The sequence below is a fragment of the Peristeroidobacter soli genome (genome assembly GCF_004138485.1).
GTDB lineage: Bacteria > Pseudomonadota > Gammaproteobacteria > Steroidobacterales > Steroidobacteraceae > Steroidobacter > Steroidobacter soli.
In genome coordinates, this window is sequence record NZ_RYEV01000003.1 from 1,517,974 (window position 1) to 1,534,308 (window position 16,335).

Below are 16,335 nucleotides of genomic sequence, written 5' to 3' on the forward strand. Positions count from 1 at the left end.
TCAGCGAAACCCCGCAGCCGGCGTCGCAGTCAGCGGCTGCTTGATCTGCCGGGCCTGGTCTTCAGCCAAGCCCGCAGCACCTCGGCCACGCTCCAGGCCTGCGCCATGCAGCCGCCCGGAGAGAACGGCGGCTCGGCGTCGAAAATCTCACTGATGCTGCCGATGCCCGCGTCGTACAGATGGCCGGGGAATGCTTCCAACAAGGCTCTGGCGCCCGCCGGGTCCGGATACACGAGCAGATACGCGTCGATGTAGTGACCGAGCAGCCAGGGCCATACCGTGCCCTGGTGATAGGCCGCGTCACGCTCGCGCAGATTGCCGCGATAGTGTGACTTGTAATCGGAATGATCCGGACTCAGCGTGCGCAGTCCATGAGATGTCACCAGCCTGGCCTGAATCATGTCGATGACTTGTTTCCACCGGCTCTGATGCAACACCGGGTACTGTAACGACAACGCAAACACCTGATTGGGGCGAATCGCGTCATCATCGCCCTCCGGTCCGTCGATCACGTCGTACAGACAGCCGCGCCGTTCGTTCCAATAGCGCCTGTTGAACGAATCACGCACTTGCGTGGCGAGTTTCTGATACTGCTCGTGAGGCTCGTGCAGCTGGCTGGCCCAGTGCGCCATCAGTTGCAGGGCGTTGTGCCACAGCGCCTGAATCTCCACCGGCTTGCCCCGACGCGGGGTCACGACCCAGCCATCGACTTTCGCGTCCATCCACGTCAATTGATAGCCGTCGGCCGCGGCGGCGATCAGGCCGTCGTTGGGGTCGACGTGAATGTTGAAAAGCGTGCCCTGGATGTGATGCTGGATGATCGACTGAAGCACCGGAAACAGATTTCGGATCAGTGCGCGATCCGTCGTTATATCGACGTAGCGCGAGATTGCGTGGAAGTACCACAGCGTTGCGTCTACTGTGTGATACAGCGCTTGCCGTTCGCCTTCGGGAAACAAGTTCGGTAGCAGACCGTCCTTCACGTAGTGAGAGAACGTGCTCAGGATGGCGCCGGCCTCGCGGTAGCGGCCGGTCGACAGGGTGAGGCCTTCCAGGCTGATCATCGTGTCGCGGCCCCAGTCGCCGAACCAGTGATAGCCCGCGTAGATGCTGCGCAGCTCGCCGCCGGCGGCTTGGGCCAGCACGCTTTCCTCGAGACGGCTGCCGGGCAGCACGATGAATTGATCCGCCGCCATGGCCAGTTGTTCGGCCACGGGATCGTCTTTCAGCACCTGCGTGAGACTCAACAGATGATCGAGGCGTTGACGTTCGGCGTCGAAGACCGCCGGTGCATCGAACTCGAGCCTTTCCCACGCGTGCGTCGAGGCGACGAACACCGCGGGATGGTTCGGCCGGACGCTCGCCAGCAAATAGCCGGGACTGAAGGCGCTCTCGAATTCCGGATCGCCCCGATCGCGCTCGATGCGATACACGAAGTTGGACTCGTCGCGCTCCTCGGTGACGAAGGCGGTGGGACCGGGGCGCAAGCCAAAGCGCAGCACGATGTCGGAATCGGTGTGTCGGACTTCGTGCCGGCCCCGGCGCACTTCGAGCATGAACGAGCCCGGCTCGGCGCGGGGCGATTCGTCGTGACGGCGAAAAGAAACAAACGGCCGGACCTGCAGCTCGAGCGCTTCACCTTGCAACAGCCGATATTGCACGCACACGGTGTTCTGGTTGTGGACCATGGTGATCGATTTCTCGAACACCACGCCGGCGTACTCGAAGGTCCAGACGGCGATGCGATGATCCAGTCGGAACTCTTTCAGGAACAAGTGCGACTCGCCTTCGAAGCGTTCCGAGTCGTACTCCGCGCCACCCAGATGCATCTGACGATCGTTGATCGTGACGCATTCATCGCAGCGGGAAATGAGGATGTGCCGGCCTTTCGGTGACGCCAGGTTGGGAACGAACAGTCCGTGATATTTACGCGCCGGAATGCCGGCCAACGTACCGGACGCGTAGCCGCCCAGGCCATTGGTAACCAGCCATTCCCGGCTGCGCAGGAAGGTGGGGTCGCTGTCGCTGTTCCAGCTCAATACGATCTGCCGATCCCTAATCATCCGGGCACCTCGCTATCAACAGCACGGCGCATTGCGCCTGAATACGCCAGGCGCCCCGTCCGTGGTCGGCGACCGGCTCGAATCCACCCAATCCTCCATAGGCGGGTGATTCGCTGTTCCATGACGCTCGCCACTCGCGGCCGCTGGGAGGTGCGAGCAGCGGCTCGGCAATCGATCCGCCATTCAGCTCCTGATCCAGATTTACAATCAGCAAACGATCGCCGTGCTCGGCATCGAACCAGCGCAACGCCAGGCTGTGCTCGCTCAGCGTCGCGCCATCGATGGCGGCGACCTGCTGCCGTGAAATCACCGGATCGCTCGACCGCAAACGCAGCAGCTCGCGATGCAGGTTCAATATAGAGACGTTGCGGCCGCATTCCGACCAGTCGAGCTTGGAGTCTAGAAAGGTCCGCTCGGCGCGAGGATCCGGAATCGACGCCTGCAAGTGCGGATCCGCGTAGGCACCGAACTGGCTCAGAAATTCGCGCCGGCCGGCATGCACCTGGCGCGAAAGTTTTTCAGCGTGGTCGGCGAAGAACGTGAATGTGGTCGATGCGCCGAACTCCTGTCCCATGAACAACATTGGCGTCTGTGGGGCGAGCAGCATCAATGTCACCAACGCTCGATAACGCGCCGGGGCGGCGTTCGAATGAATGCGCACGCCGCTCGCGGTGTTTCCCACCTGATCGTGATTCTGCAGAAAGATCACGCAGGCGGCGGCTTCACGATCGTGCAATGGCGAGCCGCGACTCTTCTTTTGCCAGCCGTACCACTGGCCCTGATATAGAAATCCCCGACGTACACACGATAGAAATTCCTGCGCGCGGCCGTGGTAGTCGTGGAAGTAGCCGTCGCGGCTGCCGGTCAGCGCGACGCGGGCACTGTGATGAAAGTCGTCATTCCACATCGCATCCATGCCGAGGCCGCCGGCATCGACTGGCAGCAAGTGTTCGCTACACTGAGGCTCGTTCTCTGCGATGAAGAGAATGCGTCGCGGCTGTGCCACGGTGCGAGCGCGCTGGGTGAGCTCCGCGAGCAGGTGCGTTTTACTGGCGTCGAAAATGGATTGCGTGGCGTCGAGGCGCAAGCCATCGAGATGAAACTCTGCAATCCAGTAACACGCGTTGCCGATCAGGAACTCGCGCGCGCCGGTGTTGTGCTCGCCGTCGAGATTGAACGGCTCGCCCCAGTCGGTTCGATGGCGCTTGCTGAAATAGTACGGGCTGTAGTGGCCGAGATAGTTGCCGTCCGGGCCGAGATGGTTGTAGACGACATCCAGGATCACCGCGAGCCCGCGTACGTGCGCGCGATCGACGAATCGTTTCAATGCTTCGTGATCGCCATACATATGATAGGGCGCGTAGAGCTGCACACCGTCGTAGCCCCAGTTCCAACGACCGGGGCATTCGGCGACCGGCATGATTTCCACTGCAGTCACGCCAAGATCGCCTAAGTACTCGAGCTTGGTGGCCGCCGCGTCGAAAGTGCCTTCGGGCGTGAATGTGCCGACATGCAATTCGTAAATGATTTGCCGCTCGATGCCGGCGCCGCGCCAGTTCGCGTCGCGCCACTGAAAAGCGTTTGGGTCGACCAGCAACGACGGGCCGTGCACGCCGTGCGGCTGAAAGCGGGAGCAGGGGTCGGGCCACGGCCCGGTGTCATCGACGCGATATTTATAGAGACGGGCGGACGTGCGCGTGGCGCCGGCAAAATACCCACCGTGCTCGCGAGTCAGCGTGAACGACTTGCAATCGCCGCCCTCGAACACCACATCCACAGCGCGTGCGTCGGGTGCCCATACGCGAAACTGTGCGGTTCCGTCGGTCCATACCGCGCCGAGCAGTTCAGAATGCGAAGCGGGCGACATGCGGGCCATTCGAACGCGACGAGGTGATGACCACTGTGCGAGGAGCACAGGAGGTCAAGCACCGGGCCGCGAACATGGTTCCGTCGCGCTTGAGGCAGCGCCGCCGTCAATGCGGTACTATGGCCGCCTTCGTGTTTATTCTTCTTTTTATCAGTGAGAGATGGTGCCCAGGAGAGGACTCGAACCTCCACGGATCGCTCCACTGGTACCTGAAACCAGCGCGTCTACCAGTTCCGCCACCTGGGCAAGGAAGGGAACGCGGGGCTTGCCCCGCAAGAGGCGCGCAATGTACCGATGACGTTTAGGGCTGTCAATGACAAGCCCACGTTTTTTCCCCTGTGAATCCCTATGAAGTTAAGAAAAAAAACTGGTAAACCCAAAAAGACCTCCAAGCGCCCGGCCGTCCGTGCCGGCGCACCCTCCCGGCCCCGGGTCGCCCGCGACCTGCCCGGCATTCCCCAAGTCCTGCAGGCCGCCGGTCGGCCGCTGGAGTTCGACGAACTGGCCCAGCGCGCCCAGCGCAATGGTGCCTCGGCCCGCAAACGACTGACCAAGGAGCTCGAGGAGCTGCTGCAGTCGGGCACCATCATCCGCAACCGGCGCGATGAGTACTGCCTGCGCGAGCGGCTGTCGCTGATCGTCGGCACGGTCAGCGCCCATAAGGATGGGCACGGCTTCCTGATGCCGGACGATCGGTCGGCTCCGATCTACCTCGCACCACGACAAATGGCCGAGACCATGCACGGCGACCGCGCCGCTGTACGTGTCAGCGGCACCGATCATCGCGGCCGGCCCGAAGGCTCGATCGTCGAGGTGCTCGAGCGAAATACCCGTGAGATCGTCGGCCGCCTGTACGACGAATCCGGTATCTGCTTCGTCGTGCCGGACAATCCGCGCATCGGCCACAAGGTGCTCGTGCCTCGACAGCACCTGGGGCAGGCGCGGCCCGGCCAGGTCGTGCTGGTGAAGCTGATCGAGCAGCCCTCGAAGACGGCGCAGCCGCTCGGGCACATCACCCGGGTGCTGGGCGAGCACGCGGCGCCGGGCATGGAAACCGACATCGCGATTCACTCGCACGGCTTGCCGTTCGAATTTCCGTCTGAAGTGGTTGCCGAGGCCGAAACGTACGGCAACTCGGTGTCGGCGGCGGCGAAGCGCGGTCGTGAAGATCTGCGTGACTTGCCGCTCGTGACCATCGACGGCGAAGACGCTCGCGACTTTGACGACGCGGTGTATTGCGAGCCGCTGCGCGGTGGCAGCTGGCGTTTGCTGGTGGCCATCGCGGATGTCGCGAGCTACGTCGCGCCGAATTCAGCGCTGGATCGTGAAGCGACCTTGCGTGGCACGTCGGTCTACTTTCCGAATCGCGTGCTGCCGATGCTGCCGGAGGCGTTGTCCAACGGGCTGTGTTCGCTCAACCCCGACGTCGACCGGCTCTGCATGGTCTGCGAGATGCGTGTGAGCCCCGAGGGTAAAGTCACACGCGCGACGTTCTTCGAAGGGCTCATGCGTTCGGCGGCTCGCCTCACGTACACCAAGGTGGCGGCCTATCTCGCGACTCCCACCGCAGCTCACAGCCCCGAAGTGACGGCGGTGGGCTCGCAGCTGCAGAGCCTGTACGGCGTGTTCAAAGCGCTGCATCGACAGCGCCTGCAACGGGGCGCGCTGGACTTCGATGCGCCGGAATTGAAAGTGAAGTTCGACACGCAAGGCCGGATTGCTTCGTTCGTCGAGGCGCCGCGTAACGATGCGCATCGCCTGATCGAGGAGTGCATGATCGCCGCGAACGTGCAGGCGGCGCGCTTCCTGAAGAAACATCGCATCCCGACGCTGTTTCGAGTGCACGGTCAGCCCGAAGCGGACCGGCTGGAACAGCTGCGTCAGTTCCTGCAGGGCTTCAACATTCAGCTGCCGACCGATCGGGACATCGAGCCGACCGACTTGAGCGAGGTGTTGCAACGGGCCGTCGGCCATCAGGAGGCGCATCTGATTCAGACGGTCGTGATCCGCTCCATGCCGCAGGCGGTGTATCAGCCGGAGAACATCGGTCACTTCGGCCTCGCGCTGTCCGAGTACGCGCACTTCACGTCGCCGATCCGGCGCTATCCCGATTTGATGGTTCATCGTGGCATCCGGCACGTCCTGCGAGGCGGCAACGCCGAGACGTTCCCGTGGACGGCAGGCATGGTGGCGACGTTGGGACAATCGTGCTCGTTCACCGAGCGCCGGGCCGATGAAGCGACTCGCGACGCGATGTCCTGGCTCAAGTGCGAGTACATGAGCGACAAGATCGGCGAAGAGTTCGACACGCTGGTCACCGGCGTGGTCGACTTCGGCCTGTTCGTGCAGATCAAAGGCGTGCAGATCGACGGCCTGGTGCACGTCAGCGCGTTGGGTGCCGATTACTTCTCGCGCGACAAATCCGGCTATCGCATGGTCGGCACGCGCAGCGGTCGTATCTTCCGGTTGGGCGATCAGTTACGCGTGCGTCTGATCAATGTGGTCATCGATGAACGTAAAATCGACTTCGAGCTGGCCGAGGCGGGCGGCGGTCAACGCATGGTGCGCGGACCGTGGCAGCGTCGACGCAACCACAGGAATCGCTGATTGGTTAGTATTCCTGTACGTCGCCGGCTTCGATGGGCGAAGCATTTCGACCAACTGCAGACTTGCTAACCTCAGGGAACTCGATAACTCCGAGCTTCCGTAGGCAGATAATGACCGAATCCACGACCATTTTCGGACTGCATGCGGTCCGTACCCTGTTACAGCAACGGCCCGAGCGTGCCGCGCTCCTGATCCTGCAGAAGGGCCGGGAAGACGCGCGCATCGCCGAGGTGATGAAGCTGGCGCAGTCCAAGGGCATCAAGATCGAGCTGCGCGATAGCAAGGAGCTGGATCGTCTGGCCGGCGATGAGCGCCATCAGGGCGTGTGCCTGCACATTCGCAGTGTCGGCGTGCAGGGTGAGGGCGCGCTCGATGACTTGCTCGAATCGACCACGGCGCCGCCGTTCCTCCTGGTGCTGGATGGCGTGCAGGATCCCCACAATCTCGGCGCCTGCTTGCGTACGGCCGATGCGGCCGGCGTGACGGCCGTGATCGTGCCGAAGGATCGCGCGGCGGGCTTGTCCGCCGTTGTTCGCAAGGTGGCGTCGGGTGCCGCTGAAACGGTGCCGTTGATTCAGGTGACGAATCTCGCGCGGACGCTGCGATGGTTGAAAGAGCGGGATATCTGGATCGTCGGCACCGACGATCAAGCCGAGCACTCGCTGTATGCGAGCAAACTCACCGGGCCGCTCGCGGTGGTGTTGGGCGCGGAAGGCACCGGTTTGCGCCGGCTCACGCGTGAGAACTGCGACGCGCTGGTCAGCATTCCGATGCGGGGCGTCGTGGAAAGCTTGAATGTCTCCGTCGCGACCGGCGTGTTGTTGTACGAAGCCCTGCGGCAGCGTCAGTAGCGATCAGCTCGCCGTCTTGCGCACCTTGGCCGGTACGTACAGACGGCTCATGGTCGCCAGCGGATCGAACTTCTCCGGATTCCTGGCGCGCATCATTTCCGCGAACGCTTCCGGCTGGATCGCCGGGCTGCAGAAGAAGCCTTGATATTGGTCGCAGCCCAGCGAGCGCAGGAACTCCAGCTGCTGCTCGGTCTCCACGCCTTCGGCGATGACTTTCAGTTTCAGGCTGTGCGCCAGCGAGATGATGGCGTGCACGATGGCCGCGTCTTCGGAATTCGCGACCACATCCTTGATGAACGAGCGATCGATCTTGAGCTTGTCGAGCGGAAAGCGCCGCAGATAGTTCAGGCTCGAATAGCCGGTGCCGAAGTCGTCGATGGAAATGTGCACGCCGATGCGGCTGAGCTGTTCGAGAATGGCCGCCGATTCGCCGGCGTTGTGCATGACCGCGCTTTCGGTCAGCTCGATTTCCAGATACGTCGGCTCCAGATTGGCGCCTTCCAGCGCCGACTTCACGATGCTCACCAGATTCTTCTGCCGGAACTGCTGCGCCGACATGTTGATGGCGACGCGCACCGGTGCCATGCCGTTGACCTGCCACTGCCGGGCCTGCCGGCAGGCCTCGCGCAATACCCATTCGCCGATCTGCAATATGAGTCCGGTCTCTTCAGCCAGCGGAATGAATTCGCCCGGCGCCACCAGCCCGCGCTCGGGATGGCGCCAGCGGATCAATGCTTCGGTGCTGCTGATACGGCCGGTGGTGACATCCACTTTCGGCTGGTAATGCAGCTCGAGCTCGCCGTTGCCGAGCGCGCGGCGCAGGCCGTTCTCCAGCTCCAGGCGCTGCTGCGCGAACGCATTCATCGACGGCGTGAAGAACGAGTAGGTGTTGCCGCCCACTTTCTTCGAGTGATACATCGCCGCGTCGGCGGCAACCACCAGCTCCTCGGGTCGTGCGCCGTCGCTCGGATACATGCTGATGCCGATGCTGGGCGCGGTGTGAATGTCCACCGACAGAATGTGGAAGGGCTTGACGAAGCAGGCGAGCAGCCGCTGCGCCAGGATCTCGACATCCGCCTGGCCGTTGATTTCATCGGCGATCAGCACGAACTCGTCGCCGCCGGTGCGCGCCAGCGTGTCGCTCTTGCGCAGCGTGTCGCGCAGACGATTGGCAACTTCCTTCAACAGCTCGTCGCCGCCGTGATGACCGAGCGAGTCGTTGATCGTCTTGAAACGATCCAGATCGAGGACCAGCACGGCAATGCGGCCTTCGCGTCGTTCGGCGTACGTGATCGCCTGCGACAGCCGATCATCCAGCAGCAAACGATTGGGCAGCTCGGTCAGCGAATCGTGCGTGGCCAGGTGGCGCAGACGCGCGTTGGCGTCTTCCAGCGCAATGGCATGCTGGCGCGAGCGCGATTCCAGATGAGCGTCGTACATCAGCAGGATCATCGTGATCAGCAGCACGCCGAGCGCGAAGCCGCCGATGAGCAGGGCCAGGAAACCGCTGCTGGTGCTGGTGGCACCGATGCAATACGAGCCGGGCGCGAACTGCGACGCGAACATGCCGGTGTAGTGCATGCCCGAGATGGCCGCGCCCATCACCAGCGATGCGACCATTCGCTGCAGGAGGATACGCCACGAGGCGCCGCCTCGCAGGCGGAAGAACAGCCAGAGCGCGGCGAACGACGCCACGATCGCGATGACGATCGAGAGGATCAGCAGTTTCGGCTCATAAGTGATGAACGGCACGATGCGGATCGCGCCCATGCCCGAGTAATGCATGGCTGCGATGCCCAGGCCCATGAGGACCGCCGCGCCCACCAGGCGAGGCAGGGTGCTCTGTTTCTGGCTCGCGATGCTGAGGGCGAAGCCGGCGACCAGCATCGCGACGATCAGCGAGATCAGCGTCTTGCCGATGTCATAGGAAAGCGGGATCGGCAGCGTGAACGCGAGCATGCCGATGAAGTGCATCGACCAGATGCCGACGCCCATGGCGAATGCACCGCCGGCGAGCCACATGCGCACGTACCGGCGCCGTGCGGTGGCGACACGCGAGGCGAGGTTCAGCGCGGTGTACGACACGCAGACCGCTACCACGAACGATAGCGTCACCAGCCATGGATTGTAGGAACCGTTCACTATGTAAAACCCTGCCCGGGCGCGGGATTGCCTCCGCCGTTGGCTGTAGCGGCCGCTGCCGAATTGTCTTGATGCGCTCCAGCACCGAATCAGTGCCGCACAGGCGTCCGGTTCGGGGAAAACCCCAGGGGCGGGCTGCTTGTATTTGCTTCGGGCGGGGCGCTCGGCTAGTATCCGCGGCCCTGTTGCGCCCCGGGGCTTTTCCCGTGGTGGACAGTTTCTTTCAACTCCTTGCCGCACCTGGATTCTCGACCTCGGCGGCATCTCCACAAGGAGCAGCAATGCGACATTACGAGATCGTTTTTCTGGTGCACCCCGACCAGAGTGAGCAGGTTCCGGCCATGCTGGAACGCTACAAGGGCATGATCGCGGCCGGTAACGGCACCGTGCATCGCCTGGAGGACTGGGGCCGTCGGCAACTCACGTTCCCGATCGCCAAGGTTCACAAAGCCCACTACGTGCTGATGAACATCGAGGTCGACGGCAAGACGCTGGCCGAGCTCACCGGTGGTTTCCGCTTCAGCGACGCGGTGCTGCGCCACCTGGTCATCAAGATGGACAAGGCCGTCACCGAACCCTCGCCGATGGCGAAGGGCGACGAGGAGCGTGATGAGCGCTTCGCGCGTGACGATGAGGAAGAAGGCGCCTCCGCGTCGACTTGATTCCTGGACTGATCCGTCTCATCACTCTAGAGGTTCACCATGTCCCGCTTTTTCCGCCGTCGCAAGTTTTGCCGCTTCACCGCCGAAGGCATCGAGCAGATCGATTACAAGGATCTCGGCATCCTGAAAGCCTACGTCACCGAGACCGGCAAGATCGTTCCGAGCCGCATCACTGGCACCAAGTCGCACTATCAGCGTCAGCTGGCGGTCGCGGTCAAGCGCGCCCGTTATCTGGCTCTGCTGCCGTACACGGACCAGCACTAAGAGTTTTCCGCCCCGTGCTCCGCCCTGTGAAACCAAGGGGCGGGGCAGATACATGCACCGTGCAATTGCTGTCTGGCTGACAGGGCATCCTTGGCGCGCCGCCTTTGCGAGCGCCATGAGCGGAGCGCTTTCGCCGCAGCTGCCGCTGCCCTTCCTGGTGATTGCCGCTGCCATCGCGGTGCTGGTGGCGTTGCGTTTCGATCTACGCTACGCCGTCGGCATGGCGTTCACCGCCGGCCTGTCGGCGAGCTGGGTGGTGCTGTCGCTGGCGCGGCCGGGCGGCTGGCTGGTGTTCGGGGTCGGCGTATTGTTTTTCGGCCCGATGCTGCTGGGCTGGCTGCTGCGGCAGACCGGCTCGCTGAATCTGGCCTTCCAGGTCGCCTTGCTGAGCATGGCGGTGCTGTTGATAGGGTTGTTCGTGGTGTTGCCCGACCCGGTCGGCATCTGGCGCGAGCAGCTCGAGCTGGCCTGGACTTCGATGGCGAAGGCGGGCTTGCGGATCGAAGGCGATCGCGAGGTGATCATCGCAGCCTGGGCGCGCACCATGTGGGGCGGGCTGGCGGCACTGTCGCTGGGCACGGTCTTCGGTGCGGTATTGCTCGGCCGGTGGTGGCAGTCTCTGCTGGACACGCCGGGTTCGTTTGGTGTCGAGTACCGGCAGTTGCGCCTCGGGCGCGCGATGGGAATCGCGACCACGCTGTTGTTCATCGTGGCGCTGCTGACCGACTCGGCGCTGGTGGCTTCGTTGGCCTGGGTGGCGTTCGCCGCACTGGCCTTTCAGGGGCTCGCGGCCGCCCATCGCAGCAAGGCGGTCGGCCGGCTGGATCGCGGCTGGCTGGTGGCGATCTATGTATTGCTGATCGTGCTGCCGGTGACCTCGTTCGTCGTGCTGATGCTCGCGATCTGGGGCTTTGCGGATAATTGGCTGCGTCCTCGGACGCGTAGTGCTTAATTGAGCCTTCTTTTATTGAGGACGGGCTGATGGAAATCATTCTGATGCAGAAGGTTGCCAACCTCGGCAACATCGGTGACAAGGTCAAGGTCAAGGCCGGCTACGGCCGCAACTACCTGCTGCCGCAGGGCAAGGCCACGCTGGCCACGCCGGAAAACGTCGCCAAGTTCGAAGCCCGTCGCGCCGAGTTCGAGAAGGTCGCGAAGGAAGAGCTGGCCAGCGCCCAGGCGCGCGCCGCCAAGCTCGAAGGCTTCAAGCTGTCGCTCACGGCCAAGGCCGGCGGCGAAGGCAAGCTGTTCGGCTCGGTCGGCAACAGCGACATCATCGAGGCGCTGAAGAAGGCCGGTCACACGCTGGAGCGTTCCGAAGTGCGCCTGCCGAATGGCCCGATCCGTCAGGCCGGCGAGCACGTCGTGCAGCTCCACCTGCACACCGACGTCAACGTCGATCTGCCGGTCGTGATCATCGGCGAAGAATAATCTTCGCCGTTACCGATGGCCGAAGCCGACAAGAAGGTTTCGTTCGCGGGCTCGCGTCGCGCCCGCGATATGGATAGAGACACATCGGTAGACGACATCCGCGTTCCGCCTCACAACATCGAGGCGGAGCAGGCCGTGCTCGGCGGCCTGATGCTGGACAACCGCGTCTGGGACAACATCGCGGACCGCATCGTCGCCGAGGATTTCTATCGTCGCGATCATCAGATCATTTTCGAAGCCATCGCCGAGCGCGGCGCGCTCGGTGAGCCTTCCGACGCCGTCACGCTCTCCGAATGGCTGGAACGCAAAGGCACGCTGTCCGAAGTCGGCGGCCTGCCCTATCTCGCGCAACTGGTCCGTGACACGCCCAGCGCAGCCAATGTGCGTGCCTACGCCGACGCGGTTCGCGAACGTTCCACGCTGCGCCAGCTGATTTCCGTTGGCGGCGAAATCGCCAACGGTGCTTACGATCCGCAAGGCCGCGCGTCCGCCGAGATCCTCGACGAAGCCGAGCGCCGCGTGTTCGAAATCGCCGAGAGCCGCAACAAGACCGGCTCGGGCTTCGTGCCGCTGCGAAATGAAGTCGGCAAGATCATCGACATGATCGATACGCTGTCGCAGAACCCCGGTGCGATCACCGGTCTGTCGACAGGGTTCAAGAAGCTCGATGAGATGACCGCCGGCCTGCAGAAGGGCGACCTCATCATCGTCGCCGCGCGTCCCTCGATGGGCAAGACCACGTTCAGCCTCAACATGGCGGAAAACGCCGCGTTCGGCCCGAAGCAGGCCAGGGTGGGCGTGTTCAGTATGGAAATGGGTCGCGAGCAGCTGGCGTTTCGTATGGTGTCCTCGCTGGGCCGCGTCGATCAAACCAAGCTGCGTACCGGTCAGCTCGACGACGACGACTGGTCGCGCGTGCAGATGGCCATCTCGATGATGAAGTCATCGCACATCTTCATCGACGATACGCCGGCGCTGTCTCCTACCGAAGTGCGCGCCCGCGCGCGCCGCTTGAAGCGCGAGCACGGTCTCGATCTGATCGTGGTCGACTATCTGCAGCTGATGCAGGTGCCGGGCAACAAGGAAAACCGCACCGCCGAGATTTCCGAGATCTCGCGCTCGCTGAAGGCGCTGGCGAAGGAACTGTCGGTGCCGGTGATCGCACTGTCGCAGCTGAATCGCGCGGTGGAACAGCGCACGGACAAACGACCGGTGAGCTCGGACTTGCGTGAATCGGGCGCTATCGAACAGGACGCGGACATCATCATGATGATCTACCGCGAAGAAGTTTATAACCCCGAGACGCCGCGCAAGGGCATCGCCGACATCATCATCACCAAGCAGCGTAACGGTCCGACGGGTGACATCGAGCTGACCTTCCTCGGCAAGTTCACCAAGTTCGAGAACTACGCGCCCGAGGCGGCCTTCGGGGACGGACCTTTCTGATATGAACTCGGAACCGGGCCTCCTGACGGTGCGGTGATCGTGAGCTTCCCTGTCGCCACAATCGATGCCGCGGCGCTGCGCAGTAATCTGGCAGTGGTGCGGCGGATGGCGCCGCGCTCCCGGATCATCGCTGTCGTCAAAGCGAATGGTTATGGCCATGGAATGATCCGCGTCGCTCGTGCGCTCGCGGATGCCGATGGTTTGGGTGTGGCCCGTCTCTCTGACGCCGTAGTTCTTCGTGAAGCTGGCGTCGCTCAACGTATCCTGCTCCTCGAAGGCGTGTTCGGCGTCGAGCAGTTCGCGCTCGCCGGCAAAGAGCATTGTGAGATCGCCGTTCACTCGTTCGAGCAGATCGATGCGCTGGACCAGTTCGCCGGCTCGCATCGCTTCACGGTGTGGTTGAAACTCAACAGCGGCATGAACCGGCTGGGCTTCCGCGTCGAGGATTTCAGCGCCGCTCATGCCCGATTGCAGCGCTGCTCCGCCGTCAGTCAGATCCGGGTGATGACGCATCTGTCCGCTTCGGAAGAACGCGGTCATGTCACCGCGACTCAACTGAAGATCTTCGACGATCTCGTTTCACCGCTCGGTCACGAGCGTAGCGTTGCGAATTCCGCGGCGGTCATTGGCTGGCCCGAGGCACATCAGGATTGGGTGCGGCCCGGGTTGATGCTGTATGGCATGTCTCCCATGCCGAACCAGACCGCGTCTGAATTTGGCTTGCGTCCCGCGATGACGCTGTCGACTCAACTGATTGCCATTCAAAACATCGGCGTCGGCGAGCCGGTGGGCTACAACGGCATCTGGCGCGCCCAGCGCCCGTCTCGCATCGGCATCGCCGCTATTGGTTACGGCGACGGCTTCCCTCGCGCCACTCGCAACGGCGCGCCTGTGCTCGTCGCTGGCAAGGAAGCGCCCATCGCCGGGCGCGTGTCGATGGATATGATTTCGATCGATATCACGGACCTGCCGCACGCAAAGACGGGCGACGAGGTTGTCGTGTGGGGCGAAGGATTGCCTGCGGAGAAACTTGCGCCGTATGCGGACACGACTTGTTATGAGTTGGTGTGTCGCGTGACTTCGCGCGTGCCGCTGCTTTGGAAAGGGGCTTGAGCCTTTCCTTCGGAAAGGGTCCGCCCCAGAAAAAAATCAAAAGAAAAAAAATAGTTTTTTTCCCCGGAAGAGAAGATGACTCAGCATCTCTTCGCGTCCTCTCCGAAGGAGAGGGCAGCGACATCCGAGGCTTCGATGAACCGCGCGAGGTTATAACCCGGCGCGGTTATCCGTTAGATCTCAGCCCTCGAAGAACCCCATCTTCACACCCGCCAGCAGAATCACATCGTTGTCCGCCAGCTTGCGAGCCTGCTCGCCGATCGCTGAGCCGTTCACCGAGGGATAGTCGCCAGGTTTGCCGCTGTCGACGTGCACGATGAAGTAACCGTCGGCGCGGCGAGTGATCGCGGCGACCTGCACGCCAGGGCGGCCCAGTGTCGTCAAAGCCTTGTTCAACTCGAGCTCGCGACCCGCGAACGCGCCGCTCAATACCTGCAGCTTGGCTTTCGGCAGGGCGATGCCGGCGTGCTCGCCGGTGGCGGCGGTGCTGCCAGCGGGCGGCATGGGGCGCGTGACGGCGGGGGCTGAAGTGGAAACGGGTGTCGGCGTCGCTTTTGGAGCAGGTGCCGGCGGAGGAGGCGGAGACGAGGCAGCCGCCTTCTTTGCGGCGATGGCGGCCACGGCCGAGCCCGGCGTGATCACCATCGTCTTTTCGAATTCATCGGGCTCGCTGTCCGAGCTCTGGGTGTCGACGAAGCGCAGCTGATGATGACCGACGGTCACGACATCGCCGTGCTGAAGCGCATGTTTCTTGATCAGCTTGCCATTGACGTAGGTGCCATTGGTGCTGTTCAGATCTTCCAGGAACGAGTCGTTGAGGATATTGATCACCAGCGAGTGATGACCGCTCACCGCCGGGTTGTCGATACGAATGTCGTTATCGGGGAGGCGGCCAACGGTATACCGCTCCTTGTTCATGTTGTACTCGGCCATCACCTGACCGTCCAGGCTAAGGATCAACCGTGCCATTTGCTCGTCCCCGGGGTGGTGCCAGTCAGCGACCAGTGTGACTAGCCGAACCAGCGCAAGATTCTGTCAACTACCCCTGTTCGCGCTGCGAACGAGTCCACAACTTGCGCAAGGATGATTGACACATTGTCCCGACCGCCATTGTCGTTCGACAATTGAATCAATTGCTTAGCTACCGTTTCAAGGCTAGCACTAAAGGTGCTCATAGTTAAGTGAATGTCGTCGTCTTCGACCATGTCGGACAGGCCGTCCGAGCACAGACAGAAGAAGTCGCCCTTATCCACAGGTTGTTCATGGACCTCGACATCGACCGTCGGCTCCACGCCGAGCGCCCGGGTCACATAGTTCTTGTTGGTGGCCCGCTGAGCCTCGGCTTGGGAATAGAAACCGCGGTCGACCAGCTCCTGCAGCAGCGAGTGGTCCATGGTCATCTGCTCGAGCCGGTTCGCCCGCAGCCGGTACAGGCGCGAGTCGCCGACATGGGCGATGGCCACGCGGTTGTCGAAGAACAGGCAGGCCACGATGGTGGTGCCCATGCCTTCGCACTGGGGCTGGGTCTTGGCGGTCTGGTAGATGATCTTGTTGGCGCGGGCGATCGCATCACGCAACACGATGCTCGGCCGGGCCATGCCGGTCTCGGGATCGCTCGACGACATGTCCTGGTGTTCGACCGCTTCCTTCACCAGGCTCATCACCGTCTTCACGGCGATGCCGCTGGCGACTTCGCCGGCGTTGTAACCGCCCATGCCGTCGGCGAGCACGAACAGACCGATATCGGCGTCGACGCCGATGGTGTCTTCGTTGTGCTCACGGACGCGACCGACGTCGCTCAATCCTACGGAGCGGATCTTGCCTCGCACCTAGTAGACCCTCCCTGTCGGCAGCGTGCTTCCGGTCTCCCGGGGGATTTCCCCGGCCGT

At 62.8% G+C, this 16,335-nt stretch carries 13 protein-coding genes and 1 tRNA gene; 8 read left to right on the forward strand and 6 right to left on the reverse strand.

Features of this window, described 5'->3' with window-relative positions:
* Positions 1 to 29: 29 nt before the first annotated feature.
* From EKO19_RS15330 to EKO19_RS15340, 3 genes are all read right to left on the reverse strand, one after another.
* Positions 30 to 2,063, reverse strand: coding sequence for an amylo-alpha-1,6-glucosidase (locus tag EKO19_RS15330; protein ID WP_129777242.1), 2,034 nt, complete (start codon positions 2,061 to 2,063; stop codon positions 30 to 32).
* On the reverse strand, positions 2,056 to 3,930 hold the full coding sequence (treZ, locus tag EKO19_RS15335) for a malto-oligosyltrehalose trehalohydrolase (protein ID WP_129777243.1): 1,875 nt from the start codon (positions 3,928 to 3,930) through the stop codon (positions 2,056 to 2,058). Before treZ ends, EKO19_RS15330 begins: the two co-directional genes overlap by 8 nt.
* A gap of 161 nt (positions 3,931 to 4,091) precedes the next feature.
* Positions 4,092 to 4,176, reverse strand: a tRNA-Leu gene (locus EKO19_RS15340).
* A 102-nt stretch (positions 4,177 to 4,278) separates the two neighbouring features.
* Between EKO19_RS15340 and rnr the strand changes: the two genes are divergently transcribed.
* Positions 4,279 to 6,537, forward strand: a complete 2,259-nt coding sequence (gene rnr, locus EKO19_RS15345; RefSeq protein ID WP_129777244.1) for a ribonuclease R — start codon at positions 4,279 to 4,281, stop codon at positions 6,535 to 6,537.
* A gap of 110 nt (positions 6,538 to 6,647) precedes the next feature.
* Positions 6,648 to 7,388, forward strand: a complete 741-nt coding sequence (gene rlmB, locus EKO19_RS15350; RefSeq protein WP_129777245.1) for a 23S rRNA (guanosine(2251)-2'-O)-methyltransferase RlmB — start codon at positions 6,648 to 6,650, stop codon at positions 7,386 to 7,388.
* A 3-nt stretch (positions 7,389 to 7,391) separates the two neighbouring features.
* On the opposite strand, the gene EKO19_RS15355 is transcribed toward rlmB, so the two are convergent.
* Positions 7,392 to 9,533: a bifunctional diguanylate cyclase/phosphodiesterase gene (locus EKO19_RS15355; protein ID WP_129777430.1), complete on the reverse strand. Its 2,142-nt coding sequence runs from the start codon at positions 9,531 to 9,533 to the stop codon at positions 7,392 to 7,394.
* A 278-nt stretch (positions 9,534 to 9,811) separates the two neighbouring features.
* Here EKO19_RS15355 and rpsF point away from each other — a divergent pair, with 278 nt between their 5' ends.
* The 6 genes from rpsF to alr all read left to right on the forward strand — a co-directional run bounded on the left by rpsF (position 9,812) and on the right by alr (position 14,446).
* Positions 9,812 to 10,192, forward strand: a complete 381-nt coding sequence (rpsF, locus tag EKO19_RS15360) for a 30S ribosomal protein S6 (protein ID WP_129777246.1) — start codon at positions 9,812 to 9,814, stop codon at positions 10,190 to 10,192.
* A 39-nt stretch (positions 10,193 to 10,231) separates the two neighbouring features.
* On the forward strand, positions 10,232 to 10,456 hold the full coding sequence (gene rpsR, locus EKO19_RS15365; RefSeq protein ID WP_129777247.1) for a 30S ribosomal protein S18: 225 nt from the start codon (positions 10,232 to 10,234) through the stop codon (positions 10,454 to 10,456).
* 115 nt (positions 10,457 to 10,571) lie between these two features.
* The gene (locus tag EKO19_RS15370) at positions 10,572 to 11,408 is read left to right on the forward strand and encodes a hypothetical protein (RefSeq protein ID WP_129777248.1); all 837 of its coding nucleotides are present in this window, start codon (positions 10,572 to 10,574) and stop codon (positions 11,406 to 11,408) included.
* Positions 11,409 to 11,437: 29 nt separating this feature from the next.
* Complete coding sequence (gene rplI, locus EKO19_RS15375; RefSeq protein ID WP_129777249.1) at positions 11,438 to 11,887, forward strand: 50S ribosomal protein L9; 450 nt, start codon at positions 11,438 to 11,440, stop codon at positions 11,885 to 11,887.
* Between the two features lie 69 nt (positions 11,888 to 11,956).
* Entirely contained in the window at positions 11,957 to 13,333 is a 1,377-nt protein-coding gene (gene dnaB / locus EKO19_RS15380) for a replicative DNA helicase (protein WP_129777431.1), read from the forward strand.
* A gap of 39 nt (positions 13,334 to 13,372) precedes the next feature.
* The gene (gene alr, locus EKO19_RS15385) at positions 13,373 to 14,446 is read left to right on the forward strand and encodes an alanine racemase (protein WP_157995272.1); all 1,074 of its coding nucleotides are present in this window, start codon (positions 13,373 to 13,375) and stop codon (positions 14,444 to 14,446) included.
* A gap of 180 nt (positions 14,447 to 14,626) precedes the next feature.
* Here alr and EKO19_RS15390 read toward each other — a convergent pair whose 3' ends face one another.
* Together EKO19_RS15390 and EKO19_RS15395 are read right to left on the reverse strand one after the other, a co-directional pair.
* Positions 14,627 to 15,415, reverse strand: coding sequence for an FHA domain-containing protein (locus EKO19_RS15390; protein ID WP_129777251.1), 789 nt, complete (start codon positions 15,413 to 15,415; stop codon positions 14,627 to 14,629).
* A gap of 41 nt (positions 15,416 to 15,456) precedes the next feature.
* Positions 15,457 to 16,248 (reverse strand): Stp1/IreP family PP2C-type Ser/Thr phosphatase, encoded by a 792-nt coding sequence (locus EKO19_RS15395; RefSeq protein ID WP_129777252.1) that lies wholly within the window; start codon positions 16,246 to 16,248, stop codon positions 15,457 to 15,459.
* Between the last annotated feature and the right edge of the window lie 87 nt (positions 16,249 to 16,335).